The organism is Streptomyces sp. CA-243310 (assembly GCF_050936775.1).
GTDB lineage: Bacteria > Actinomycetota > Actinomycetes > Streptomycetales > Streptomycetaceae > Streptomyces.
This window is the reverse complement of sequence record NZ_JBNJMF010000002.1, coordinates 2,756,983-2,778,842: the sequence shown is the minus strand read 5'-3', so window position 1 is coordinate 2,778,842 and position 21,860 is coordinate 2,756,983. Positions and strand designations below refer to the sequence as shown.

24 protein-coding genes, 1 tRNA gene and 1 riboswitch are annotated in these 21,860 nt (G+C 73.2%); of the genes, 17 read left to right on the top strand and 8 right to left on the bottom strand.

Annotation, left to right across the window (positions count from 1 at the left end):
- Positions 1 to 15: 15 nt before the first annotated feature.
- Together ACQEVM_RS30135 and bcp are read right to left on the bottom strand one after the other, a co-directional pair.
- Positions 16 to 99 (bottom strand) — tRNA-Leu (locus ACQEVM_RS30135).
- Positions 100 to 241: 142 nt separating this feature from the next.
- Complete coding sequence (gene bcp / locus ACQEVM_RS30130; protein WP_266947601.1) at positions 242 to 709, bottom strand: thioredoxin-dependent thiol peroxidase; 468 nt, start codon at positions 707 to 709, stop codon at positions 242 to 244.
- A 110-nt stretch (positions 710 to 819) separates the two neighbouring features.
- On the opposite strand from bcp, the gene ACQEVM_RS30125 reads away from it, so the two are divergent.
- From ACQEVM_RS30125 to ACQEVM_RS30115, 3 genes are all read left to right on the top strand, one after another.
- The gene (locus tag ACQEVM_RS30125) at positions 820 to 1,158 is read left to right on the top strand and encodes a DUF3618 domain-containing protein (protein ID WP_433085471.1); all 339 of its coding nucleotides are present in this window, start codon (positions 820 to 822) and stop codon (positions 1,156 to 1,158) included.
- Between the two features lie 88 nt (positions 1,159 to 1,246).
- Positions 1,247 to 1,549: a GroES family chaperonin gene (locus ACQEVM_RS30120; RefSeq protein WP_433085469.1), complete on the top strand. Its 303-nt coding sequence runs from the start codon at positions 1,247 to 1,249 to the stop codon at positions 1,547 to 1,549.
- A gap of 52 nt (positions 1,550 to 1,601) precedes the next feature.
- A riboswitch (guanidine-III (ykkC-III) riboswitch) is annotated at positions 1,602 to 1,684 on the top strand.
- Positions 1,685 to 1,714: 30 nt separating this feature from the next.
- On the top strand, positions 1,715 to 2,035 hold the full coding sequence (locus ACQEVM_RS30115; protein WP_007264331.1) for a DMT family transporter: 321 nt from the start codon (positions 1,715 to 1,717) through the stop codon (positions 2,033 to 2,035).
- 39 nt (positions 2,036 to 2,074) lie between these two features.
- Here the strand turns inward: ACQEVM_RS30115 and ACQEVM_RS30110 are convergent, their stop codons facing one another.
- Positions 2,075 to 4,621, bottom strand: a complete 2,547-nt coding sequence (locus ACQEVM_RS30110; RefSeq protein WP_433084181.1) for a transglycosylase domain-containing protein — start codon at positions 4,619 to 4,621, stop codon at positions 2,075 to 2,077.
- Positions 4,622 to 4,798: 177 nt separating this feature from the next.
- Here ACQEVM_RS30110 and ACQEVM_RS30105 point away from each other — a divergent pair, with 177 nt between their 5' ends.
- From ACQEVM_RS30105 to ACQEVM_RS30085, 5 genes are all read left to right on the top strand, one after another.
- Positions 4,799 to 5,614 carry an ABC transporter permease gene (locus ACQEVM_RS30105; protein WP_433084179.1) on the top strand — a complete coding sequence of 272 codons (816 nt, stop codon included), beginning with the start codon at positions 4,799 to 4,801 and terminating at the stop codon, positions 5,612 to 5,614.
- 94 nt (positions 5,615 to 5,708) lie between these two features.
- Entirely contained in the window at positions 5,709 to 6,479 is a 771-nt protein-coding gene (locus ACQEVM_RS30100; RefSeq protein WP_433085467.1) for an ABC transporter permease, read from the top strand.
- A 7-nt stretch (positions 6,480 to 6,486) separates the two neighbouring features.
- A complete protein-coding gene (locus tag ACQEVM_RS30095) occupies positions 6,487 to 7,458 on the top strand; it encodes an ABC transporter ATP-binding protein (RefSeq protein ID WP_433084177.1) in 972 nt (323 codons plus the stop codon).
- 135 nt (positions 7,459 to 7,593) lie between these two features.
- On the top strand, positions 7,594 to 8,268 hold the full coding sequence (locus ACQEVM_RS30090) for a DUF1707 SHOCT-like domain-containing protein (protein WP_433084175.1): 675 nt from the start codon (positions 7,594 to 7,596) through the stop codon (positions 8,266 to 8,268).
- A gap of 112 nt (positions 8,269 to 8,380) precedes the next feature.
- On the top strand, positions 8,381 to 9,754 hold the full coding sequence (locus ACQEVM_RS30085; RefSeq protein WP_433084173.1) for a DUF445 domain-containing protein: 1,374 nt from the start codon (positions 8,381 to 8,383) through the stop codon (positions 9,752 to 9,754).
- A gap of 89 nt (positions 9,755 to 9,843) precedes the next feature.
- On the opposite strand, the gene ACQEVM_RS30080 is transcribed toward ACQEVM_RS30085, so the two are convergent.
- Positions 9,844 to 10,143: a hypothetical protein gene (locus ACQEVM_RS30080; protein ID WP_433084171.1), complete on the bottom strand. Its 300-nt coding sequence runs from the start codon at positions 10,141 to 10,143 to the stop codon at positions 9,844 to 9,846.
- A 95-nt stretch (positions 10,144 to 10,238) separates the two neighbouring features.
- A complete protein-coding gene (locus ACQEVM_RS30075) occupies positions 10,239 to 10,415 on the bottom strand; it encodes a hypothetical protein (protein ID WP_159041601.1) in 177 nt (58 codons plus the stop codon).
- Positions 10,416 to 10,634: 219 nt separating this feature from the next.
- Between ACQEVM_RS30075 and ACQEVM_RS30070 the strand changes: the two genes are divergently transcribed.
- Genes ACQEVM_RS30070 through ACQEVM_RS30060 form a run of 3 tightly spaced genes read left to right on the top strand, consistent with a single transcriptional unit; the run spans position 10,635 to position 12,873 of the window.
- On the top strand, positions 10,635 to 11,171 hold the full coding sequence (locus tag ACQEVM_RS30070) for a GNAT family N-acetyltransferase (protein WP_234350314.1): 537 nt from the start codon (positions 10,635 to 10,637) through the stop codon (positions 11,169 to 11,171).
- A gap of 51 nt (positions 11,172 to 11,222) precedes the next feature.
- Positions 11,223 to 12,287, top strand: a complete 1,065-nt coding sequence (locus tag ACQEVM_RS30065) for a hypothetical protein (RefSeq protein WP_433084168.1) — start codon at positions 11,223 to 11,225, stop codon at positions 12,285 to 12,287.
- Positions 12,288 to 12,291: 4 nt separating this feature from the next.
- Positions 12,292 to 12,873: a very short patch repair endonuclease gene (locus ACQEVM_RS30060; RefSeq protein ID WP_433084166.1), complete on the top strand. Its 582-nt coding sequence runs from the start codon at positions 12,292 to 12,294 to the stop codon at positions 12,871 to 12,873.
- A 7-nt stretch (positions 12,874 to 12,880) separates the two neighbouring features.
- On the opposite strand, the gene ACQEVM_RS30055 is transcribed toward ACQEVM_RS30060, so the two are convergent.
- Both ACQEVM_RS30055 and ACQEVM_RS30050 read right to left on the bottom strand, forming a co-directional pair.
- Positions 12,881 to 14,137, bottom strand: a complete 1,257-nt coding sequence (locus ACQEVM_RS30055) for a DNA cytosine methyltransferase (RefSeq protein WP_433084164.1) — start codon at positions 14,135 to 14,137, stop codon at positions 12,881 to 12,883.
- A gap of 64 nt (positions 14,138 to 14,201) precedes the next feature.
- Positions 14,202 to 15,197: an SEC-C metal-binding domain-containing protein gene (locus ACQEVM_RS30050; RefSeq protein WP_433084162.1), complete on the bottom strand. Its 996-nt coding sequence runs from the start codon at positions 15,195 to 15,197 to the stop codon at positions 14,202 to 14,204.
- A gap of 130 nt (positions 15,198 to 15,327) precedes the next feature.
- On the opposite strand from ACQEVM_RS30050, the gene ACQEVM_RS30045 reads away from it, so the two are divergent.
- The 4 genes from ACQEVM_RS30045 (at position 15,328) to ACQEVM_RS30030 (ending at position 18,499) form a co-directional block, all read left to right on the top strand.
- A complete protein-coding gene (locus ACQEVM_RS30045; protein WP_433084160.1) occupies positions 15,328 to 16,104 on the top strand; it encodes a class E sortase in 777 nt (258 codons plus the stop codon).
- Positions 16,105 to 16,405: 301 nt separating this feature from the next.
- On the top strand, positions 16,406 to 16,672 hold the full coding sequence (locus ACQEVM_RS30040) for a DUF6412 domain-containing protein (RefSeq protein WP_053684295.1): 267 nt from the start codon (positions 16,406 to 16,408) through the stop codon (positions 16,670 to 16,672).
- A gap of 110 nt (positions 16,673 to 16,782) precedes the next feature.
- Positions 16,783 to 17,520, top strand: coding sequence for a YidC/Oxa1 family membrane protein insertase (locus ACQEVM_RS30035; RefSeq protein WP_433084158.1), 738 nt, complete (start codon positions 16,783 to 16,785; stop codon positions 17,518 to 17,520).
- 121 nt (positions 17,521 to 17,641) lie between these two features.
- Positions 17,642 to 18,499 carry a fumarylacetoacetate hydrolase family protein gene (locus ACQEVM_RS30030; protein ID WP_433084157.1) on the top strand — a complete coding sequence of 286 codons (858 nt, stop codon included), beginning with the start codon at positions 17,642 to 17,644 and terminating at the stop codon, positions 18,497 to 18,499.
- A 123-nt stretch (positions 18,500 to 18,622) separates the two neighbouring features.
- On the opposite strand, the gene ACQEVM_RS30025 is transcribed toward ACQEVM_RS30030, so the two are convergent.
- The gene (locus tag ACQEVM_RS30025) at positions 18,623 to 19,720 is read right to left on the bottom strand and encodes a Gfo/Idh/MocA family protein (protein WP_433084155.1); all 1,098 of its coding nucleotides are present in this window, start codon (positions 19,718 to 19,720) and stop codon (positions 18,623 to 18,625) included.
- Positions 19,721 to 19,769: 49 nt separating this feature from the next.
- Here ACQEVM_RS30025 and ACQEVM_RS30020 point away from each other — a divergent pair, with 49 nt between their 5' ends.
- Together ACQEVM_RS30020 and ACQEVM_RS30015 are read left to right on the top strand one after the other, a co-directional pair.
- Positions 19,770 to 20,897, top strand: a complete 1,128-nt coding sequence (locus tag ACQEVM_RS30020; RefSeq protein WP_433084153.1) for an ROK family protein — start codon at positions 19,770 to 19,772, stop codon at positions 20,895 to 20,897.
- A gap of 149 nt (positions 20,898 to 21,046) precedes the next feature.
- Positions 21,047 to 21,856: a hypothetical protein gene (locus ACQEVM_RS30015; protein ID WP_433084151.1), complete on the top strand. Its 810-nt coding sequence runs from the start codon at positions 21,047 to 21,049 to the stop codon at positions 21,854 to 21,856.
- Positions 21,857 to 21,860 lie beyond the last annotated feature (4 nt).

Here is a 21,860-nt window from a genome sequence, read left to right as displayed (position 1 = left end):
ACAGGCCCTCATGGGTGCGGCGGAAGGGATTCGAACCCTCAAGCCGTTTCACGGGCCACAGATCCTAAGTCTGCTGCGTCGCCGTTGCGCCACCGCCGCCGGCCGCCTGCCATGATAGCGGGCAGTCGGAAGCCCCGGCCGACAGGATCGGTCGAGCCCGCGGCGGCGGTCCCACCGGCACCATGTGTCGGTGGTCGCGCGGCAGTTGGGGTGCGTCGGCCGCAGCCCCCCCCGTGTCGGATCAGATGCCCAGATCCTTGATGATCTTGGCCACGTGGCCGGTGGCCTTGACGTTGTAGAAGGCCCGCTCGACCTTGCCGTCCTCGTCCACGACCACCGTCGAGCGGATGACCCCGGTGACCGTCTTGCCGTACAGCTTCTTCTCGCCGAAGGCCCCGTACGCCGCCAGGACCTCCTTCGAGGGGTCGCCGACCAGGGTCACCTTCAGGTTCTCCTGCTCGCGGAACTTCGCCAGCTTCTCCGGCTTGTCGGGGGAGACGCCGATGACGTCGTAACCCGCCTGGGCCAATACGGCCAGATTGTCCGTGAAGTCGCACGCCTGCTTGGTGCAGCCCGGGGTCAGGGCGGCCGGATAGAAGTACACGATGACCTTGCGGCCCTTGTGGGAGGCAAGCGAGACCTCGTTGCCGTCCGCGTCGGGCAGGGTGAAGGCGGGGGCGGTGTCGCCCGGCTCAAGTCGCTCGCTCATGTCAGGAGTCTCCTCGGGAGGGGATCGGTACGGTCCGAGACTAAGCTGACAGACTGTTCAGGGTGGGCTACGCCCCCTTCACGACCGACCACGACGACGGAGGCAGCGCGGTGCCGGAAGCCAGGACCCCCGCACAGGAAGCCAGGACCCCCGCACAGATCGAGGCGGACATCGTCCGCCGCCGGGAGCAGCTCGCCGAGACGCTCGACGAGATCGGTGTGCGCGTGCACCCGAAGACGATCGTCGGGGACGCCAAGGCCAAGGTGGTCGGCGTCGTCGACCACACCGCCGGCCGTGCCGTCGTCGCCGCGAACCGTCTGGTGACGGACGTGAAGGGCGGTCTGCGGCACGACGACGGAGCGCCGCGCCTCGAACGGATCGTGCCGGTCGCGCTGTTCGCGGTCGGTGTCGTCGGTCTGGTGGTGCTGGCCGTGCGCCGCAAGCGCTGATGGCCCGCCGGCGTACACCGGGCGCACGGGCGGGTAGGTTCGGGGCGTGAGCGACGACACCACCACCCACGACAAGCTGCCCATCCGCATGCTGCACGACCGCGTGCTCGTGCGATCCGACTCTCCCGAGGGCGAGCGGCGCTCGGGCGGCGGCATCCTGATCCCGGCGACGGCCGCGGTGGGCAAGCGGCTCGCCTGGGCCGAGGTGGTCGCGGTCGGACAGAACGTCCGGGGCGTGGAGCCCGGCGACCGGGTGCTGTACGACCCCGAGGACCGGGCCGAGGTCGAGGTGCGCGGGGCGACGTACGTGCTGATGCGCGAGCGGGACCTGCACGCGGTGGCCGCGGAGCGGCTCGAGGGCGCCGAGGACTCCACCGGGCTGTACCTGTAGGAGCGCCGCGGGCGTGGCGAAGGGCTGGTGGCCGAGGTCACCGGCCCTTTTCGTCGTCCTTTGCTACGGTGGGAAGGAACCCCGACGAGACGCGCCGTACCGGGTGGCCTTGGCTGTACGACAAGACGACGCACCCCGTTCGCTCTCGTTCCGGAGGTGCCTGTCATGGCCTGGGTTCTGCTCGTCGTCGCCGGTCTGCTCGAAGTCGGCTGGTCGATCGGCATGAAGTTCACCGAGGGATTCACCCGACTCTGGCCCAGCGTGTTCACGGGCGCCGGGATCGTCGCCAGCATGGTGCTGCTGTCCTACGCCGCCAAGACCCTGCCGATCGGCACGGCCTACGGGGTCTGGGTGGGCATCGGTGCGGCCGGCGCGGCGGTGCTGGGGATGGCGGTGTTGGGTGAGCCCGTCACCGCCGCCCGGATCTTCTTCATCTGCCTGCTGTTGGTGGCCGTCGTGGGCCTGAAGGCGACCTCCGGTCACTGACCGGGTGCCGCCCCGCCGCGCGCCTCGGGCCGGCGCGCGTCACTCCAGGTAGTCCGCCGGGGGACGGCGGCCCCGGAGCGGTCCGCCCGGGCCCTGGCCCGGGGGCCGGTCGCCCTGGCCGTCGCCCCCGGCGCTCTGGCCGCCCTGGGTCTGGCCACCACCGGTGTCGCCGCCGGTGGTCCGGCCGGCGGTGGCCTGTCCGCCGTTGCTCTGGCCGCCCTGGGTGTCGCCCTCGGTACTCTGCCCGCCGTCGGTGTCACCGCCCGTGTTCCGTCCGCCGTCGGTCTGCCCCTGGTCGCCGCCCCGGCCCCCGTCCTGCCCCTGTGCCTGTCCCTGCGTCTGTCCCTGGTCACGGCCGCCCCGGTCCCCGCCGTCGCTCGGCCGGGCGGGCCGGCTCGGCGGTACGGGCGCGGCGGGGGTCCGGCTGCCCGGGCTCTGCGGCCGGCTCGGCTCGACGGGCGGCTCCGGGGGCGGGGCCGCGCCCTCCTGGAGTTCGAGGTCGAAGTCGACCGGGTCCGTGGTCTCCAGGGCCGTCTTGGTGTACGCCGCCCAGATGCGCGCGGGATACCCGCCGCCGCCGATGCGGGTCTCGCCGAGCGCCCCGTACAGGGACTCCGGCCTGCCCGTGTCGGGGTCCTGGCCCATCATCGAGACCACCGTGACCAGGTCCGGGGTGTACGCGGCGAACCAGGCGGCGCGGTCCAGTTCGGCGGTGCCGGTCTTGCCGGCCGCCGGCCGGCCGGCGGCGAGGGCGGCCGTGCCGGTGCCGTTGTCCACCACGCTGACCAGCATCGAGGTGGTGGTGTCGGCCGATTCGCGGCTGACGGCCTGCTGCGGGGCGCGGTCGGGGAGGCGGACGGTGTCGCCGCCCTTGCTGATCTTCTCCAGGAAGGTGTACGGGGTGCGGCGGCCGTGGTCGGCGAGCGTCGCGTAGGCCTGGGTCATGTCCAGGACGCTGGCCTGGATGGTGCCGAGCGCCATCGCCGGGCCGGGATCCCAGTTCGGCGTGTTCGCGGGGATGCCGAGGGCGACCGCGGTCTTCCTGACCTTGGCGGTGCCGACGTCGACGACCATCTGGGCGAACACGGTGTTGACGGAGAGGTCGGTGGCGGTGGTCACGGTGATGTCCCCGTACGACAACTGCCCTTCGTTCTCCGGTGCGTAGACCAGCCGGGTACCGACGACCCGGCGCTTGTTGTCGCCGTTGTAGACGGTGTTCGGGGTGATGGGGCGGCCGTCCTGGGTGCGGGAGTCGTTCTCGACGGCGGCGGCGAACACGAACGGTTTGAAGGTGGAGGCCACCTGGTAGTCGTGCCGGGTCGCGTTGTTCACGTACTGGCGGGTGTAGTCGATGCCGCCGTACATGGCGACGACCTTGCCGGTGGCGGGGTCGATGGAGACCCCGCCGGCCCGCACGACGCGGTCGGCCTTGCGCTTCACCGGGTCGAGTCTGGCGACCATCTCGGTGTCGACGGCGGCGACGAAGGCGTTCTGGCGGCGCCTGTCGATGGTCGTGGCGATCCGGTAGCCCCCCTCGGCGAGGGTCTTGTCGTCGAGGATCCCGCGATCGACGATGTAGTCCTTGACGGCTTCGACGAGGTAGCCGCGCTGCCCGGACAGCCCCGCCGCCGGGCGGAGTTTGCCGGGTTCGGGGAACCGGGCCGCCGCCCGTTCGGCCGGGGTCATCCAGCCCTTCTTCACCATGCCGTCGAGGACGTAGTTCCAGCGGGCGACGGCGCGACCGCGGCTCTGCGGGTGGGCGACGACGTCGAAGGCGCTGGGGGAGTTGAGGAGGGTGGCGAGGTAGGCGCCCTCGGTGGTGCCGAGGGTACCGACGTCCTTGCCGTAGTAGGCCTGGGCGGCGGCCTGGATGCCGTAGGCGTTGCGGCCGAAGTAACTGGAGTTCAGATAGCCCTCCAGGATGTAGTCCTTCGACTTCTCACGGCCGAGTTTGATCGCGATGAAGAACTCCTTGGCCTTCCGCTTCACCGTCTGTTCCTGGCCCAGGTAGTAGTTCTTGACGTACTGCTGGGTGATGGTCGAGCCGGACTGCCTGCCCTTGCCGGTGAGCGTGTTCCACGCGGCGCGGAGCATCGCCTTGGGATCCACCGCCCGTTCGGAGTGGAAGTCCCGGTCCTCGGCGGCCAGTACGGCCTCCTGGACCGTGAGCGGGACCTGGGAGAGCGCGACGTTGACCCGGTCGACCTCGCCGTCACGGGCGAGCGGGGAGCCGTCGGCGTAGAGGTAGACGTTGGACTGGGCGGTGGCGGCGGCGTTGGCGGGCGGGATGCGGACCAGGAGGTAGCCGGCGACCAGGGCGCCGCCGACCAGCAGGGCGATCAGCAGGACGCCGCCCAGGAGCATGCGCCAGGTGGGGAGAACCCGGCGCCAACCGGTCCGCCCGCGCCTGCCCTTGCCGGGCTTCGGGCCCGTGTTCGCGGCGGGGTGCGCGGCGGTCCGCGCGCCGCCGTCCTCGTCCCGGGGCGTGCCCCCGGGGCCACGCCCGAGGTTCGGGGCCGGTTGCGGTTCGTCGGGGGAGTCCGGGTCGCGAGGAGTCCAGCCCGGGGGTGGTGACTGGTCGCTCATCTCCTGGGCTCCTCGCGGCCGCCGTGCCAAATGTCCACATCTGTCCCTCATGGTGTCTACCTGATGGCCGGTGATTCCGCGCCGGACGGGCATAAATCGGTCGCGTGGATCGCCCCTCCGCACTAAGCTCGCGCGCTTTGGCCGACACAGGAACGACGTGGGAAACGGAGGGATACGGTGCGTCAGAGAGCTGCTCTCTACACGGCCGTCGCGGCCGGCGGATTCCGGCGCTACGCCACCTACGGGACGGCGACCGCGGCCGGGGTGTTCACCAACACCGTGTTCGGTTTCATCGTCGCGTACACGTACATGGCGCTCTGGGACGAGCGCCCCGGCCTCGGCGGGTACGACCAGGCCGAGGCCCTCACCTTCGTCTGGGTCAGCCAGTCGCTGCTGGCGGCCGGGGCGCTCATCGGGGGCGGGTTCCAGGAGGAGATCCAGGAGCGGGTCCGCACGGGGGACATCGCCGTGGACCTGTACCGCCCGGCGGACCTCCAGATGTGGTGGCTCGCCTCCGACCTGGGCCGGGCCGCCTTCCAACTGCTGGGGCGCGGGGTGCTGCCGATCGTGGCCGGCGCGCTCGCGTTCCGGCTGGCGCTGCCGACCGACCCGTGGCGCTGGGCGCTCTTCGCGGTGTCCGTGACGCTCGGACTGGTGGTCGGCTTCGGGGTGCGCTACCTGCTCGGGCTGGCGGCCTTCTGGCTGATGGACGGGGCCGGGATCAATCTGATGGCGACCGTCGTGTCGATCTTCTGCTCGGGGATGCTGCTGCCGCTGACGATCTTCCCCGGCGCCTTCGGGGAGTTCGTCCGCGCCCTGCCGTGGGCGGCGATGCTCCAGGTGCCGATGGACGTGTTGATGGGCAAGCACTCCGGGGCCGGGGGCGCCGCCGGGGCGCTCGGGTTCCAGGTGTTCTGGGCGGCCGTCCTGCTGGGGCTGGGTCGCCTGCTCCAGTCGGCGGCGACGCGCAAGGTGGTGGTCCAGGGTGGCTGAGGCGACGCTGGAGCGGTCGCCGGTCGGACTGTCGGACCTCCCGCGACGCGGTCGGGTGCGGGAGGGGCTGCGCGGCTACGGGCTGATCGCCGCGATGTGGATCCGCTCGACGATGACGTACCGGACGTCGTTCCTGCTGTCCACCTTCGGGAACGCGGTGATCACCCTGCTCGACTTCGTGGCGATCTCCATCATGTTCTCGCACGTGGACGTGCTGGGCGGCTTCACCCTGCCCGAGGTCGCCCTGCTGTACGGATCCTGCTCGGCCTCCCTGGGCCTCGCGGACCTGCTGCTGGGCAACACCGACCGGATCGGTGTCCGGATCCGGGACGGCTCGCTCGACACGATGCTGGTGCGGCCGGTGCCGGTGCTCGCGCAGGTGGCGGCGGACCGGTTCGCGTTGCGACGGGTGGGGCGGATCGCCCAGGGACTGGGTGTCCTGACCTGGGCGCTCTGGACCCTGGGCCCCCAGGTGGCGTGGACGCCCGGGAAGGTGCTGCTGGTACCGGTGATGATCACCGCCGGGGCGGCGATCTTCGGGGCGGTGATGGTGGCCGGGGCGGCGTTCCAGTTCGTCGCGGGCGACGCGGCGGAGGTGCAGAACTCCTTCACCTACGGCGGCTGCACGATGCTCCAGTACCCGCCGACCGTCTTCGCGAAGGACCTGCTGCGCGGGGTGACCTTCATCGTGCCGCTGGCCTTCGTCAACTGGCTGCCCGCACTGCACGTGCTGGGACGGCCCGATCCGCTGGGCCTGCCGGGATGGGTGGCCTACCTGAGCCCCCTGGTGGCCTTCGTGGTGTTCCTGCCCGCGTCGCTGGCGTGGCGCGCGGGAGTTCGTTCGTACCGCAGCACGGGGAGTTGAGGCAGGGATGGCAGCGGACACGTTGATCTCGCTGGACGGGGTCGAGAAGGTCTTCGACGTACGACGCCGCGTGGGCCTGGTGCGTCGGGAGAAACGCCGGGTCAGGGCCGTGGACGGGATCAGCTTCGAGGTCGCGCGCGGCGAGGTCGTCGGCTACATCGGGCCGAACGGCGCCGGCAAGTCCACCACGATCAAGATGCTGACGGGGATCCTCACCCCGAGCGCCGGCCGGCTCCGCGTGGCCGGCATCGACCCGGCGCGGGAGCGGATGCGGCTCGCGCACCGGATCGGGGTGGTCTTCGGGCAGCGCACCACGCTCTGGTGGGACCTGCCGCTGAAGGACTCCTACGGGCTGATGCGGCGGATGTACCGGATCCCGGCGGCGCGGTTCAAGGAGAACCTGGAACGCTGCGTGGACCGGTTGGACCTGGCCGAACTGCTCGACGTACCGGTACGCCAACTGTCCTTGGGGCAGCGGATGCGCGGGGACATCGCGGCGGCGCTGCTGCACGATCCGGACGTGCTGTACCTGGACGAGCCGACGATCGGGCTCGACGTGGTGAGCAAGGCGAGGGTGCGCGGGTTCCTGCGGCAACTGAACGAGGAGCTGGGCACGACGATCCTGCTGACCACGCACGACCTCCAGGACATCGAGCAGCTCTGCGAGCGGGTGATGGTCATCGATCACGGGCGGTTGATGTACGACGGCCCGCTGGGCGGGTTGCACACGTCGGTGGCCGGCGGGGCGGGCGAGCGGACGCTGGTGGTGGACCTGGAACGGGAGGTCCCGCCGATCGAGGTGGTCGGGGCGCGGGTGGTGCGGGTGGACGGGCCCCGGCAGTGGCTGGCGTTCCCCGCGCAGGCGTCGGCGGCGCCGCTGGTGGCGGCGGTGGCGGCGCAGTACCCGCTGGTGGACCTGTCGGTGCGCGAGCCGGACATCGAGGACGTGATCGCACGGATGTACGCCGGCCGGGGGTGACGCCTCGGGCAGGGGGGCGCACGGCGCGGGTCGGGGGCGCGCGGCGCGGGTCCGGGGCGACTCGGGGTAAAGCCCGGGTGCGGCGGGCCCCTCGGGCCATACAACTCGCCGGGATCACTGCATAGGCTGGGCCACATGAGTGACGATCGGTCGGAGAGGCCGTTGCCGGAGCTGAGGGCGTCCGATGCCGACCGGGACCGGGTGGTGGAGCGCCTGCGGGACGCCGTCGCCGAGGGCCGGCTGGACATGGAGGAGTTCGAGGAGAGGCTGGAGGCGGCGTACGCGTCCCGTACCTACGGTGAGTTGGAACCGCTGACGCGCGACCTGCCCGCCGCGCCGGGAGCCGTGGCCCCGTTGGCGTCCGGGCAGCCCGCGCCCGCGGGTTCCGGTGTCGCGTGGCCCGCGCGGATCGGCGGCTCGGGCACCTCCGCCACTGCCGTCGCCGTGATGTCCGGGTTCCAGCGCAAGGGGCACTGGACGGTGCCCGCCCGCTTCAACGCGGTGGCGTTCTGGGGCGGCGGCGAGCTGGACCTGCGGGAGGCGAACTTCGCCGAGCGCGAGGTGGTGATCACCTGCGTCGCCGTCATGGGCGGGATCCAGATCACCGTGCCGCCGGGCGTGGAGGTGGACGTTCGGGGCATCGGGGTGATGGGCGCCTTCGATCAGCGCCCGAGCTCCGAGCGTGCGGAACCGGGGGCTCCGCGGGTGGTCGTGAACGGCTTCGCCTTCTGGGGCGGGGTCGAGATCAAGGTCAAGCCCCCGAAGACACCCAAGCAGGCCCGCGGCGGGCGGCCCCGCAAGGAGCTGTAGGCCGTCTCGCGGATCGTGCCGGGGACGTTCGCCCGGATCGCCGACGGTCCCCCCTCGGGGGGATCGGTACGGCGCGCCGGGAACTCCTCGGGCCTCCCGGGAGTCGGATGCTATGCAGACAAAACCGGCCACCGGGGGAAGGCAGGAGCACGTGGAAGACGTGGACAACCGCGACAGGGCACACACCGGCGCCGCGGCGCCGGCCGCACCACCCGCCCGAGGCGCGTTCGTGTTCAACGCGGCGGACGAGGAGCGGCAGCGCGGCGTACGCCGGATGAAGGCCACCGCCACCGGCCTGCTGGTCCTGGTGGCACTGGTCTACGTGCTCGCCACATGGGCGGAGCACAGGGGCGCGGGCGCCTGGGCCGGGTACGTGGCGGCGGCGGCCGAGGCGGGCATGGTCGGCGCGCTCGCCGACTGGTTCGCGGTCACCGCGCTGTTCCGGCGACCGCTGGGCCTGCCCATCCCGCACACCGCGATCATCCCGACGAAGAAGGACCAGCTCGGCGTCTCCCTCGGGGAGTTCGTCGGGGAGAACTTCCTCTCCGCGGAAGTGGTGCGGGCCCGCCTCGGTGCGCTCGGGATCGGCGGCCGGCTCGGATCCTGGCTGGCGGAGCCCGCCCACGCCGACCGGGTCACGGCGGAGTTGGCCACCGCGCTGCGCGGGGCCCTGACCGTCCTGCGCGACGCCGACGTCCAGGCCGTCGTCGGCGAGGCGATCACCAGACGGGCCGAGAGTGCCGAGATCGCGCCCGGCATCGGCAAGATGCTGGAGCGGGTCGTCGCGGACGGCGGGCACCACCGCGGTGTCGACCTGATCTGTGTCAAGGCGCACGACTGGCTCGTGCTGCACGGGGACTCGGTCATGGACGCGGTCCAGGGCGGTGCCCCCGGCTGGACCCCCCGGTTCGTCGACCGCAAGATCGGCGACCGGGTGTACAAGGAACTGCTGCGCTTCGTCACCGAGATGCGGGACATGCCCGAGCACCCGGCGCGGGGCGCGGTGGACCGGTTCCTGAAGGACTTCGCGGTCGACCTGCAATCGGACACCGACACCCGGGCACGGGTCGAGCGGCTCAAGAACGAGGTCCTGTCACGGGGCGAGGTGCAGGACGTGATCGCCTCGGCCTGGACCGCGATCCGGTCGATGATCCTCTCGGCGGCGGAGGACGAGCAGAGCGAACTGCGCCTGCGGGTGCGGTCCTCGCTGATGTCCCTGGGTGCGCGGCTGGCCACGGACGGCCGGCTCCAGGCCAAGCTGGAGGGCTGGATCGAGGGCGCGCTGGTGTACGTGGTCACCACCTACCGGACGGAGATCACCTCGTTGATCACCGACACGGTGGCGGGATGGGACGCGGAGCACACCTCGCGGAAGATCGAGGCGCACATCGGGCGCGACCTCCAGTTCATCCGGATCAACGGCACGGTCGTCGGCGCGTTGGCGGGGCTGCTCATCTACTCGGTGTCGAAGGCCTTCGGGGCGTAGGGCCGCCTCCCTCGGGTCTCGTCGTTGCCGGGGCCGTCGCCGTAGCCGTCATGGGCCCGGCCCCGGCGGCGGGATCCCGGGGGAGCGGCTCAGCCCCGGTCGGCCACGACCCAGGCGGCGGCCGCGACCACGCCCGCCGCGCCGAAGACGGCCGGCCAGGCGCCGACCTTCCTGGCGAGGGGGTGGGAGCCCGCGAAACCGGCCACGTACAGCGCCCCGAGTCCGGCCGCGGCGGGCGCGCCGGCCCGCCGGTGCCAGCCCCGGCCGGCGGCGATCCCGGCCGCGCCGAGGACGACCCCGCCCAGGGGGCGCTTCCCGGTCCACCGGGCCACGGCGTAGCCGCCCACCAGTCCTGCCGCCGCCACCAACGAGGTCGGTACCCGCTCCATGTGTCCCACTCCCTCTGCGCGTTCTGACGTAGTCGACCCGCACGGTCCGGCGGTCCGGCGGGCCGGGGAACCATGCGTACGGTTGTCCGACGAGGCTAACGCGAGCGCCTGGCCATCCGACGGGCACCCAGTGCCCCGCACACCATCGCGATCCCGCCGATCACCGAGTCCGGCACCGCGGCCTGCACCGAAGGCGGCAGCAACGCCACGCACCCGAGCACGAGGAGGAAGGCCAGGGCGCATCCGCCGGCCGCTCGAAACAGTCTGTCCACGGCTGGACAACGCGCCGTCCGGTTTCCCGACACGGAGACCGGGGAGGGGATTTGTCGCACACTCTCCTGATCCGCGTGATGCCCGTCCCGGCAACCCGAAGCGCATAAGTTCGCTCTCCCAAGACAAACGGGAAATTCCCCACCACAGTCCTCGGGCGTCCGTGCCCGCGGGACCCGCCACCCCACCGCCCCACCCTCGACATCAGGAGCCCGGACATCGTGATCTGCTACGGACAGGCCGTCCTCGACCTCGCGGACGAACTGGTCGACGCCTACGCCGACGTCTTCTCCGCCCCGCCGTGGAACGAGGATGAAGAAACCATTCGCCTGTTCGCGGCCCGGCTGCCGGCCGACGCCCGGCGCCGTGGTTTCCGTACCGCCCTCGCCCAGTCCGCGACCGGCATCGACGGCTTCGCCACCGGCTGGCTCACCCCGAACGCCTTCCCCAAGAACCGCGCGTACGCCCAGGTCGCCGCCCAGCTCGGCCCGGCCCGGGTCAAGGAACTCCTCACCGGCGCACTGGAGATAGACGAACTCGCCGTACGCCCCCACGCGCGCGGCCGCGGCACCGGCCGCGACCTGCTCACCGAGATCACGGCCGACGCCCCCGACCGGCGCGCCTGGCTGCTGACCTCCCGGCTCGCCCACGACACCGTGGCCACGTACCGGCGCCTGGGCTGGCACGAGGTCACCGCGCTGCCCGGCACCGAGACCGGCGTCGTCGTCTTCCTGGCCCCGGACCACCCGAACCGCTGATCCCGACCTGCCCCGGGGGTGGGCCGCACCGCCACCGGGCAGGTCCGCCCCATGACCACCACGCAGCGGACCCGCCCGACCCCGCCGAACCATCCGACCCGCTTGACCCGCCCGGCTGACGGCGCCGGCACGTCCCGGCCCACCCGGCACCGGTACGACCTGGCCACCCGCCGGCAGCTCCTCGCCGCCGGCGTCCCCGCCGGGACGATCACCTCCCGGAGCCGGCCGGGAGGCCCCTGGCAGCGGCTGCTGCCCCGCGTCCACCTGCTCCGGACCGGCCCACCGGACCGACGGCAACGCGCCCTCGCCGCCGTGATGTACGCCGCCGAGCCCACCGCGGACCCGCTCACGGGAGACACGGCCGCCCTCACCGGCGGCGCGGCCCTCGCCCTCCTCGGCGTCCGCGACGCCCCGGACACCCCCGTCGACGTCCTGATCCGTGCCCCGCGCCGGGTCGCGGCCACCGGCGGGGTCCGCCCGCTCCCCACCGCCCGGTGGCCGCGCACCATCGCCGTCCACGGCGTTCCGAGCACCCGCCCCGTGCGCGCCGCCGCCGACTTCGCGGCCCGCGCCGCGGACCCCGACCTCATCCGTTCCGTCCTGGCCCACGTCGTCCAGGCCGGCTGGTGCCACCCGGGGGACCTGCACGCCGAACTCCGCTCGGCCCGCCTCCTGGCCCGCCCGGCCGTCCGCGCGGCGGCCGAGGAACTCCTGGTGGGCGTCCGCTCGGTCGCCGAGGCGCGGGCCCGCGAGGCCCTGGCCGCCGGCGACCTCCCCACCCCCCTGTGGAACGCCCGTCTCCACACCCCCGAAGGGGCCTTCCTGGCCTCCCCGGACGCCTACTGGCCCGACGAGGGCGTGGCCCTGGAAGTCGACTCGGTCGAGTACCACTTCACCCGCGACGCCTGGCAGGCCACCCTCCGGCGCCGACTGCGCCTGGAGGCCCACGGCGTCCTGGTCGTCAGCGCCACCCCGTCGATGGTGCGCGACACCCCGGCGGAGGTCCTGGCGGCCCTGCGCGTCCTGCTCGCGCTCCGAGGTGGGCCCCGCCCGACGCGACCGACGGTCGTGGCCCGGGGCCACGTCCAACGGGAGTTGCCCGTGGCACCACAATGAAGGGGTGGAAGCCCTGGAGAGCACTCCCGAGGTCCGCGCTCGCATGAGCCGGCAGAAGAGCAAGGACACCAGGATCGAGGTGGCCCTGCGGAAGGCCCTGCACGCCTCGGGACTGCGGTTCCGCGTCCACGGCCGCCCCGTGAAGGGGGTGCGCAGGGAGGCCGACATCGTCTTCGGTCCGGCGCGCGTCGCGGTCTTCGTGGACGGCTGCTTCTGGCACGGCTGCCCGGACCACGCGACCTGGCCCCGGCGCAACGCGGAGTTCTGGCGGGCGAAGATCGAGGGCAATCGGGCCCGGGACCAGGACACCGACGCGCGGCTCGCGGAGGCGGGCTGGCTGGCCGTCCGGGTGTGGGAACACGAGCCGCCGGCCGAGTCGGCGGTCCGGGTCGCCGAGGTGGTGGCGCGCCGGAAGGCGGAACGTGCCGCTCGCGCCGCCGCTCGTACGGCCGCCCGCGCCGAGGCCGCCCGTACGGCCGTCGGCGGTGTCCGTACCGTCGCCGGTGACGTCCCCGCCGCCGCCGATGGGGCCCCCGAAGCCGCCGGTGGGGCCCCTGCCGAGGACGAGGGGTCGGCCGCCGGGTGACCTCAGGTCACATGTGACGGGCGAGGAAGGTGTGGATGGCCCCGGCCAGCGCGGTGCCGAGTCCGACGGGCACGGCGTTGCCGATCTGACGGGCGATCTGGATCTTCGTCCCGTACCACTTGAAGTCCTCGGGGAACCCCTGGATGAGGGCGGCCTCGTAGTGGGTGATGGGCCGGTCCGCGGTCGGGTGGAGGTACCGGCCCTTCTCGGGCTTGTAGAACTCGGTGCGGATGGTGACCGAGGGCGTGTGCGCCCGCAATCGCCCCATCACGTCCCCGGAACCCGAGTCGTGGTTGTCCCAGCTCTCCGTGGAGAGGTAGAACTCGGGCCCCTTGAGGCGCTTGTAGTCCGGCCCCTCGGTGGACAGGCGGATGTTCCCCGACCGGTCGACGCGGTAGTGGACGCCCCGGAGGTGCTTGCGGTTGCCGTTCTCGGGGATCGCCTTGTACCTGGCGCGCGAGAGGTCTTCCGGGCTGCGGCCGAAGTGCAGGTCCGTGGTGAGGTGGTGACCCTGTACGCCGGTCACGAGGGCGGGTTCGCCGTCGCGCGGATCCGGCATCCGGTCGAGGAGGTTCCGCTTCGCCGACCGTGCGAAGACCGTCGAGACCGGTTCCCAGCGCGGCAGCGCCGGCGGGGCGTCGGCCTCGTCCGTGTGGCCGTGCTTCGCGTGCGTCGGTTCGGGGTGCGTCAACGTCTCGCCCAGGTCCTTGCGCGTGCAGATGACGATCACGCGCCGGCGGGCCTGCGGTACTCCGTAGTCGGCGGCGTTCAACAGCGCGGGCACCACGGTGTAGTCGTAGAGCGGGTGACCCGGGGTCTGCGAGGCCGTCCGCAGGTCCTCGAACTGCGGGGACTTCAGGAACCGGTCGACGTTCTCGATCACGAAGACCTTGGGGTGGACCCGGGCCACGACCCGGACGTACTCCTGCCACAACTCGTTGCGGGGGTCGTCCGGGTTCTGCTTGCCCAGTCCGGAGAACCCCTGGCAGGGCGGGCCGCCCATGATCACGTCGACCTCGCCCTTGAACGGGGTGGGGTCGAAGCCCGCGATGTCGCCGGGGTACACGTGCGCCCCGCCGAAGTTGGCCGCGTACGTGGACGCGGCGGCGGGGTCGAACTCGACGGCCGCCACCGAGGTGAAGGGGTTCACGCCCGAAGGAGGGGTGTAATGGGAGAAACCAGCAGAAAAGCCGCCCGCCCCGGCGAAGAGGTCCATGACCCGGATCTGGCCAGGCCGGGACGGCTGGGGCTGCTTTCTGGTCATGGGGGGCAAGTGTAGTCGCGGGGCATCGCCTCGAAGGCCCGTCGGGCGAGCCCCGCCCGGGGGCCTATTCGCCGTGGCACTCCGCGTACGGCTTGCCCGAGGCGCACCAGCAGGACTCCGTCCGCGGCGGGGGCCACGGGGTGGCCTTGCCGCGGGCGGCGAGGGTGGTGGCGAACTCCACGAGCAGGCTCGGAGAGGCCGGGGAGGTCTTCTCCGAGGCCGCGAAGGCCTCGTACGCGGGCACGCTCGCGGTGACGATTCCGAGGTTGGTGGTTCCCGAGGCGGCCAGGGCGCGCAGGGAGGTCTCGATGTCCCGCAGGTGGGCCTCGTGCGAGGGGTACTCGGCGGCGAGGGTCGGATAGCTGGTCAGGAGCTCGGCCAGTTCCCGCTGCGGCCAGTGCAGGATGGCCACCGGGAAGGGGCGGGAGAGGGCGGCCCGCCGGTCACCCAGCTCGGCGCGCAGGCGGGCGATCTCGGCGCGGAGTTCGGCCGGGTCGTCGGAGCCCAGGGCCCAGATGCGCTTCGGGTCGTGGAGCTCGTCCAGCGGGATCGGCCCGATGTGGCGGGTGTCGGCGACCATGTCCCAGTCGTCGTGCGGAAGGCCGAGGAGGCGGCGGACCCGGTGTCGGCCGGTGATGAGGGCGGTGGTGGCCCGGGTCAGGGGCGCGCTGTCCGAAATGAGGAGGTTCGCGGCTTCGGTGAAGCACTCCTCCGAGGCGGTCAACTCGTCGTGGGCCTCCAGGGCTTCGGCGATGACCTCCCAGGGGGCCGGATCGACCGGAGCCGCGGCACGGATGCCCTGGATGAGGGCGCGAGCCTCGGCCTCGTGACCGTACTCCCACAGGTTCGCGGCCTGGAGGGCCTTCACGAGGTGCGGGTTGGCCGGTTCACCGGCGAGGAGTTGGTCGTAGAGCGTGCTCGCCCGGTCGCGTGCGTCGGCCAGTTCGAGGTGGGCCGCGGCCTGGAGGAGCAGGGGCTCCTGGTCCTCGGGGTAGCGGGTCGCCGTGCGGATCAGGCGCTCGGCTTCGGCGATGTGCTCGGCAGGCGTGTCGGGGCGCATGGTTCACACCGTACTGGCCATGGTCAGTTGACGGGGGAGGACTTAGGGTGCGGCCCGTGCGGGATCACATACCGGTGGTGGTGCAGGGGAGCGGCCGGCGGGCGCGCCGGGCCGGTCTCGCGGGGGCGCTGTGGGCGACCGCCGAGCTGATCGTCACGGCCGGCGTGGTGGTGTTGTTGCTGGTGGTGCACCAGGTGTGGTGGACGAACCGGCAGGCCCTCGCCGCCGCGCGGGACGAGGTCCACGCCCTGGAACGGTCCTGGGCCGAAGAACCGGCCGGACGTCCGGCCCCCACCCCCGCCCCCTCGTCCACGGCCGAGGGGGCGACGCCGACTCCCGAGGACGCCCCGGAACCCGCCCCGGAGCCGCCGGACGACCCGGGGACGGGTGCGGAAGGGGGCCGGGCCCCGGCCCCGGCGGGTCCTCCGCGGCGCACGCCCCCGGCCGCGCCGTCGAGCCGCAGCTGCGGGAAGGCGCGTACGCGATCCTGCGCATCCCGCGCCTGGGCGTCGTGGTGCCCGTGGCGCAGGGGATCGACAAGCGGGCCGTGCTGGACAAGGGGTACGCCGGGCACTACCCCGGTACGGCCGCTCCCGGCGCGCGGGGAAACCTCGCGCTGGCCGGACACCGGAACACCCACGGGGAGCCCTTCCGGTACATCAACCGGCTGCGCGCGGGGGACGAGCTGATCGTCGACGTGCGGGGCGAGCGGTACACGTACGTCGTGGGGAAGGTCCTGGCGCAGACCACCGAACGGGACACCGGGGTGATCGCCCCCGTGCCCCGCAGCGCGGTCCGACCCGATCAGGGTTACACCGAGCCGGGCGCCTACATCACGTTGACGACCTGTACGCCCGAGTACACGTCCCGGTACCGGCTGGTGGTGTGGGGGACCCTGAGGCGCTGAGCGGAGGAGCGGTCCGACGCGCGACCCGGTGCCGGCGCTCGATCCGCTGCCGGGCGAGTCCCGCTGCCGGGGAGTCCCGGTGTCGGGCAGTCCCGGTGTCGGGGGGATTCGGGCGGAGGCCGGGACCGTTGTCGGCGCGGGCGGTTATCATCGGGGCGAGCAGCAGGTCTCGTACGCGAGTTCGTGAGAGGAGGCGGTCCACGTGACCGGACGACCCGTCGGTCGTTCCACCGGCCGCCTCGGCGCGCGCCTCTCCACCCTCCTGTCCTCCGTGGTGTTCTCGCGGGGATCGCAGCTGGTGATGACCCTGCTGCTGCTCGGCGGGTTCCTCGGGCTGCTGCTCGGGGAGAACGGCCTGGCCGCCGCGGTGGTCGCGCTCGCCGCCGCCGTCGCCGTGGGCGCCGCGGCCCTGGCCGCCAGCCTCGTGCGGCCCGTCCCGCCCCACCGCATACGCACCGCCATCCGCGACCGCGAGCACCGTACGGCGTTCCTGCCGCAACGCGATCCCGACGCCTCCGGCCGATCACGGCCCAGGGCACCCGGCCGCCTCGTCCCGACGGCCGCGTAGGGGCGCGCAGATCGCCTTGTCCCACCACTGATCACTGCTGTGCCCCTCGCGGGTCGTCACGCCGAAATGCACCTCTTTCGACGTTCGACGAGACCCTTCGGAGGGCCCGCGTGTCCGTTTTCACTCATCTTGTTGCCCAGCTGGGCCGGCTCCTGGAGCCGGTGCTGGCCGAGTCCGCGACCGCCGCCGCGATCGTGCTGTTCACCGTGCTGGTACGGCTCGCCCTGCACCCGCTCAGCCGGGCCGCCTTCCGGGGCGCGACCCCGATGGCCGGGTGCCTGCCGATGCTGCTGCAACTGCCGGTGTTCTTCGTGATGTACCAGGCCTTCTCCTCGGCCGAGGTGGGCGGGGCGGCCAACGAACTGCTGGGGCACCGGCTGTTCGCCGCGCCGCTCGGGGGCCGGTGGACGGACGCCCTGGGCGAGGGCGGCGTGTTCGGGGCGCCGGGCCTGGTGTTCCTCGGACTGTTCGCGGCGATCGGGGTGGTGGCCGCCTGGAGTGCGGTTCGGGGGCGGCGGGCCGCCGCGGCCGCGCCGCCGGTCCCGGTCGCCCTGCCCGTCGGCGCCAAGGGGAAGGGCAACGCCCACGCGAAGGCCGGTGCCAAGGCGAGTGCGTCGGCCGCCGCGACCGGACTCCCGCAGGTCACGGCCGAACAGCAGGCGATGATGCGCAAGCTCGGCGGCGTACTGCCCCTGCTGTCCTTCGGAACGCTGATCACCGCCGCCGTGGTCCCGCTGGCCGCCGGGCTGTACCTGCTGACCACCACCGCGTGGACCGTCGCCGAACGCGCCTGGCTCCAGCACCGCAAGGAGCGGCAGGGCGACGGAGCACAGCGTTCCAGTCTGTGAACAGGGTCTTGCGGATCGGTCATCCATCTTGGAGGATCAACCAATCCTCCGATGGCCGCAACCCATCGGCCGGCCCGTGCACGCCCATGGGCCGACCACCCACGACCACGGGAGAATGCCCATGAAGCTGCTGCGTGTCGGACCGGTCGGGTCGGAGCGCCCCGCGCTGCTCGACCGGGACGGGACCCTGCGGGACCTGTCCGGCCTGATCACGGATGTGGACGGCGCCCTGCTGGCCGACGACTCCGTGCTGTCCCGGGTGCGGGAAGCGGCGGCGTCCGGGGAACTGCCGGTGCTCGACGCCGAAGGGCTCCGGGTCGGGTCGCCGATCGGCCGCATCGGCAAGATCGTGGGCATCGGCCTGAACTACTTCGCTCACGCGACCGAGGTCGGCGCGGAACCCCCGGCCGAGCCGATCCTGTTCCTCAAGGCCGCGGACACCGTGGTCGGCCCGCACGACACGGTGCTGATCCCGCGCGGCAGCGTGAAGACCGACTGGGAGGCGGAACTCGGCGTCGTCATCGGCGCCACCGCCCGATACCTGGACTCCGCAGCGGAGGGCCTGGCCCACGTCGGCGGGTACACGCTGGTGAACGACGTCTCCGAGCGCGAGTTCCAGATCGAGCGCGGCGGCACCTGGGACAAGGGCAAGAACTGCGAGACCTTCACCCCGCTCGGCCCCTGGCTGGTGACGGCCGACGAGATCGCCGACCCGCAGCGGTTGGACGTGCGGCTGTGGGTCAACGACGTCCTGCGGCAGGACGGCAACACGGCGGACCAGATCTTCCCCGTCGGTGAGGTCGTGCGGTACCTGAGCCGCTTCATGACGCTGTACCCGGGCGACGTCATCGTCACCGGCACGCCGGCCGGCGTGGCCATGGGGCAGCCGGAACCGAAGCCGTACCTGCGGGCGGGCGACGTCGTGGAGCTGGAGATCGAGGGCCTCGGTCGGCAGCGCCAGCAGTTCAAGGGCGCGTAGGCGCTCTTCGGAAGGGCCCGGCCGACCGGTCGGGCACACGGGGGGAGGGGCGGGCGCCGGCCGGCGGCCCGCCCCTGCCGGTCGGCGCGTCCCGTCACCGCGCAGGGGGCGCCACTCGGTCCGTCACCGTTCCAGGGACACCGTCACGCCCTCGTCCGAGGACCGGCGGGCCGCCTCCAGGACGGCCAGGCAGTCGGCCGCCTCCCGGGCGGTGACCGGGGCGGGGCCGCCCGTGCGAAGGGCCTCCTCGACCGCCGCGTAGTACGCCGGGTAGTCGCCGTGTTCCGTCGGCACCGGGATCCCGCTGCCGGTCAGCGGGGACTCGCCGGAGCCCAGCCGCCCCCACAGGTACGGTTCCTCCTCGCCCCACAGCACTCCCTCGGCCGTGCTCGGCCGCAGGCCCTCGCGCAGCGCGGCCTCCTGCGGGTCGAGGCCGTACTTCACGTAGCCCGCGCGTGAGCCGAGGACCCGGAACCGGGGCCCCAACTGCGCGGTGGTCGCGCTGACGTACAGGTGGGAGCGGACCCCGCCCGCGTGGGTGATCGCGATGAACGTGTCGTCGTCGGCCTCCGCGTCCCGGCGGCGCACGTCGGCCTCCGCGTAGACGCGCACGGCCGGACCGAACAGCACCAGCGCCTGGTCGACCACGTGGCTGCCGAGGTCGTACAGCAGGCCGCCGAGCTCCTCGGGCCTGCCGGACTCCCGCCAGCCGCCCTTGAGCTGCGGGCGCCACCGCTCGAACCGGGACTCGAAGCGCTGCACCTCGCCGAGTTCCCCGTCCGCGATCAGCCGGCGCACGGTGAGGAAGTCGTTGTCCCAGCGGCGGTTCTGGAAGACGGACAGGAAGGTGCCGGTCCTGTCGGCGAGGGCGGCGAGTTCGCGTGCCTCGGCCGCGGTCGCGGCGAGCGGCTTGTCCACGACCGTCGGGACGCCGGCGGTGAGGGCGGCCGTGGCGAGCGGGACGTGCGTCTTGTTGGGGGCGGCGATCACGACCAGGTCGACGGGCGGGGTGCCGTCGTCGCCGGACCAGAGCGCGTCGGGGGACTCCGCGATCCGGATGCCCGGGTGGGCGTCACGGGCCTGGGCCTGACGGTCCGGGTCGGAGGTGACGACGGTGTCGAGGACGAGCCCCTCGGTGGCGGACACCAGCGGAGCGTGGAAGACGGAACCGGCGAGTCCGTAGCCGATGAGTCCGACGCGGAGCGGGGAGGTGGCGTTCATGGGCATACTTTGGCAACAGTGTTGCCTAAGTGCAAGGAGAGTCGGCAGGGTGAACCGGGGCAATCAGCCCAATGAGGGCAACGAGGCAAGCCGGGGCGGCGCCAACCTGCCGGCGTTGCGCGGTCACAACGAGGCGCTGCTGCTGGACCTGTTGCGCGGAGCCGGACCGGCCGGACTCGGGCGCACCGAACTCGCCGCCCGCACCGGCCTCACCCCCCAGGCCGTCAGCAAGATCACGGTGCGGCTGGTCGTGGACGGACTGGTCGCGGAGGCCGGGCGCGGCGCCTCGACCGGCGGCAAGCCGCGCACCCTGCTGCGGCTGGTCCCCGACGCCCGGCACGCGATCGGGGTGCACCTGGACCGCGACGAACTGCGCGCCGTACGGGTCGACCTCGCGGGCGGCGTCGTCGAGCGCTCGCACGGCCCCCTCGACTTCGGGGCCGGGCCCTCGGCGGCGGTGGAGGAGGTGGCGCGCGCGATCGGGCGCCTCTGCGGTGGCGCCGGGGCGCCGCCTCTGCTCGGCGTGGGGGTCGCCGCCCCGGGCCCGCTCGACTGGCGCACCGGGGTGTTCGGCCCGGTGACGGGGTTCCCCGAATGGGAGGGGTTCGCGCTGCGGGCGGCCCTGGCGGAGCGGCTGGGGCCGCAGTCGCCGGTGGTCGTGGACAAGGACACCAACGCCGGGGTGGCGGTGACCGGCCCCGATCCGGGCGGCGCCGTGTACCTGCACGTCGGGACCGGCCTGGGCGCGGGGCTGCGGCTGGCCGGCGAGGTGTACCGGGGTGCGCGCTCGGCGGCCGGCGAGTTCGGCCACCAGGTGCTGGAACTGGACGGGCCGCCCTGCCGGTGCGGGGGGCGGGGGTGCGTGGAGGCGCTCTGTCTGGGCGCGGTGGAGCGCGGCGACCTCGCCGAGGCGGCGCGGATCCTGGGCGAGGGCGCCGCGAACGTGGTGGCGCTGCTGGACGTGGAACGGGTCCTGCTGGGCGGGCGCGTGGTGGACGCCGCCCCGGAGGTGTTCCTGGCCGGGGTGCGGGCCGCGCTGGCCGGGCGCAAGGCGATCCCCGCGCCGGTCGTCGCGGTGGCGGCGGGCGGTGTCGCGGAGGGCGCGGCGGAGCTGGTGCTGGGGCCGTATTTCGGTCGGGGACTGGGTCGGTGGACGGATCGCCGGGGCCGGGGTTGACCTCGTGGGCTGATCGGGGGTAAACCGGGACGGACCGGGCGCGGCGGTCCGCTCGGGGTCTCGCGCGCGTGGAAAGGTGCGAGCAGGGCCGGGGTGATTGTCGTCTGGTCCGATCATCGTCCCCGTCCGGCGAGCTGCGAAGGTCTTCCATGCGAACGCGCAAAGCCCTTGCCCTCCCCGCCGCGTTTTCCGCCCCGCTCCAGGCCGCACTGCCGGCCGTACGCCCGGCCGTGCTCTCGGTCTGCCTCTCCGCCGCCCTCCTCGTCGCCCTCGCACCGGGCGCCTCCGCCGACGTCGGCAACGGCGGCGGAGCCCGCCCCGCGCCCGCGCTGCCCTCCCGGGTGCAGGCCACCTGCGGGGACGGCAAGAGCACCGCCTTTCCCATCGGGGCCCGGATCCGCGGCGGCCCGGCCGTCTACCGGACCGGCGGCGACGCGCAGTCCTGGTACCTGGACCTGACCAACACCACCGGCGACCGGTGCACCGCCATCCACCCCGTGATCGTCTTCACCGACAAGGCGCGCGCCCTGCGCCCCGCCGATCTCCGGATGGAGTTCGACGCCCCCGGCGGCCCCCACCCCGTCACCCTGGAGCACACCGACCGCGACGAGATCATCGCCGTCTTCGACGGCGGGGACGCCTTCTCCGGGTTCTCCGTCGGCGCCGGGGGCTCCCTCACCGTCAAGGTGCAGCTGGCCTTCGCGCCCGACGCCCCGCTCGGCGAGGTGGTCGCCGACGCGGCGCTCGTCCAGCGCAAGGCCGACGACGGGGACTGGGTCGGCGAGGCCGGCGGGTACCGGTTCTTCGTCGAGGGGGCCGAGGACTCCGTCGAAGGGGGCGCCCTCGCGCACACCGGCCCCCGGGAATGGGTGTACGCCGCCGGTTCCGCGGTCGCCCTCGCCACCGGCGGCGGTCTCCTGCTCGGGGCCCGGCGGCTGCGCGCGCGGGCCGCGCGCTGATCGT

Bases quoted from the DNA above. Each gene is read 5' to 3' on its own strand.
- bcp (WP_266947601.1), bottom strand. From the start codon at position 709: ATGAGCGAGCGACTTGAGCCGGGCGACACCGCCCCCGCCTTCACCCTG.
- ACQEVM_RS30120 (WP_433085469.1), top strand. From the start codon at position 1,247: ATGCTGCACGACCGCGTGCTCGTGCGATCCGACTCTCCCGAGGGCGAG.
- ACQEVM_RS30115 (WP_007264331.1), top strand. From the start codon at position 1,715: ATGGCCTGGGTTCTGCTCGTCGTCGCCGGTCTGCTCGAAGTCGGCTGG.
- ACQEVM_RS30110 (WP_433084181.1), bottom strand. From the start codon at position 4,621: ATGAGCGACCAGTCACCACCCCCGGGCTGGACTCCTCGCGACCCGGAC.
- ACQEVM_RS30100 (WP_433085467.1), top strand. From the start codon at position 5,709: ATGTGGATCCGCTCGACGATGACGTACCGGACGTCGTTCCTGCTGTCC.
- ACQEVM_RS30095 (WP_433084177.1), top strand. From the start codon at position 6,487: ATGGCAGCGGACACGTTGATCTCGCTGGACGGGGTCGAGAAGGTCTTC.
- ACQEVM_RS30090 (WP_433084175.1), top strand. From the start codon at position 7,594: ATGAGTGACGATCGGTCGGAGAGGCCGTTGCCGGAGCTGAGGGCGTCC.
- ACQEVM_RS30085 (WP_433084173.1), top strand. From the start codon at position 8,381: ATGCAGACAAAACCGGCCACCGGGGGAAGGCAGGAGCACGTGGAAGAC.
- ACQEVM_RS30080 (WP_433084171.1), bottom strand. From the start codon at position 10,143: ATGGAGCGGGTACCGACCTCGTTGGTGGCGGCGGCAGGACTGGTGGGC.
- ACQEVM_RS30065 (WP_433084168.1), top strand. From the start codon at position 11,223: ATGACCACCACGCAGCGGACCCGCCCGACCCCGCCGAACCATCCGACC.
- ACQEVM_RS30055 (WP_433084164.1), bottom strand. From the start codon at position 14,137: ATGACCAGAAAGCAGCCCCAGCCGTCCCGGCCTGGCCAGATCCGGGTC.
- ACQEVM_RS30050 (WP_433084162.1), bottom strand. From the start codon at position 15,197: ATGCGCCCCGACACGCCTGCCGAGCACATCGCCGAAGCCGAGCGCCTG.
- ACQEVM_RS30040 (WP_053684295.1), top strand. From the start codon at position 16,406: ATGACCCTGCTGCTGCTCGGCGGGTTCCTCGGGCTGCTGCTCGGGGAG.
- ACQEVM_RS30030 (WP_433084157.1), top strand. From the start codon at position 17,642: ATGAAGCTGCTGCGTGTCGGACCGGTCGGGTCGGAGCGCCCCGCGCTG.
- ACQEVM_RS30025 (WP_433084155.1), bottom strand. From the start codon at position 19,720: ATGAACGCCACCTCCCCGCTCCGCGTCGGACTCATCGGCTACGGACTC.
- ACQEVM_RS30015 (WP_433084151.1), top strand. From the start codon at position 21,047: ATGCGAACGCGCAAAGCCCTTGCCCTCCCCGCCGCGTTTTCCGCCCCG.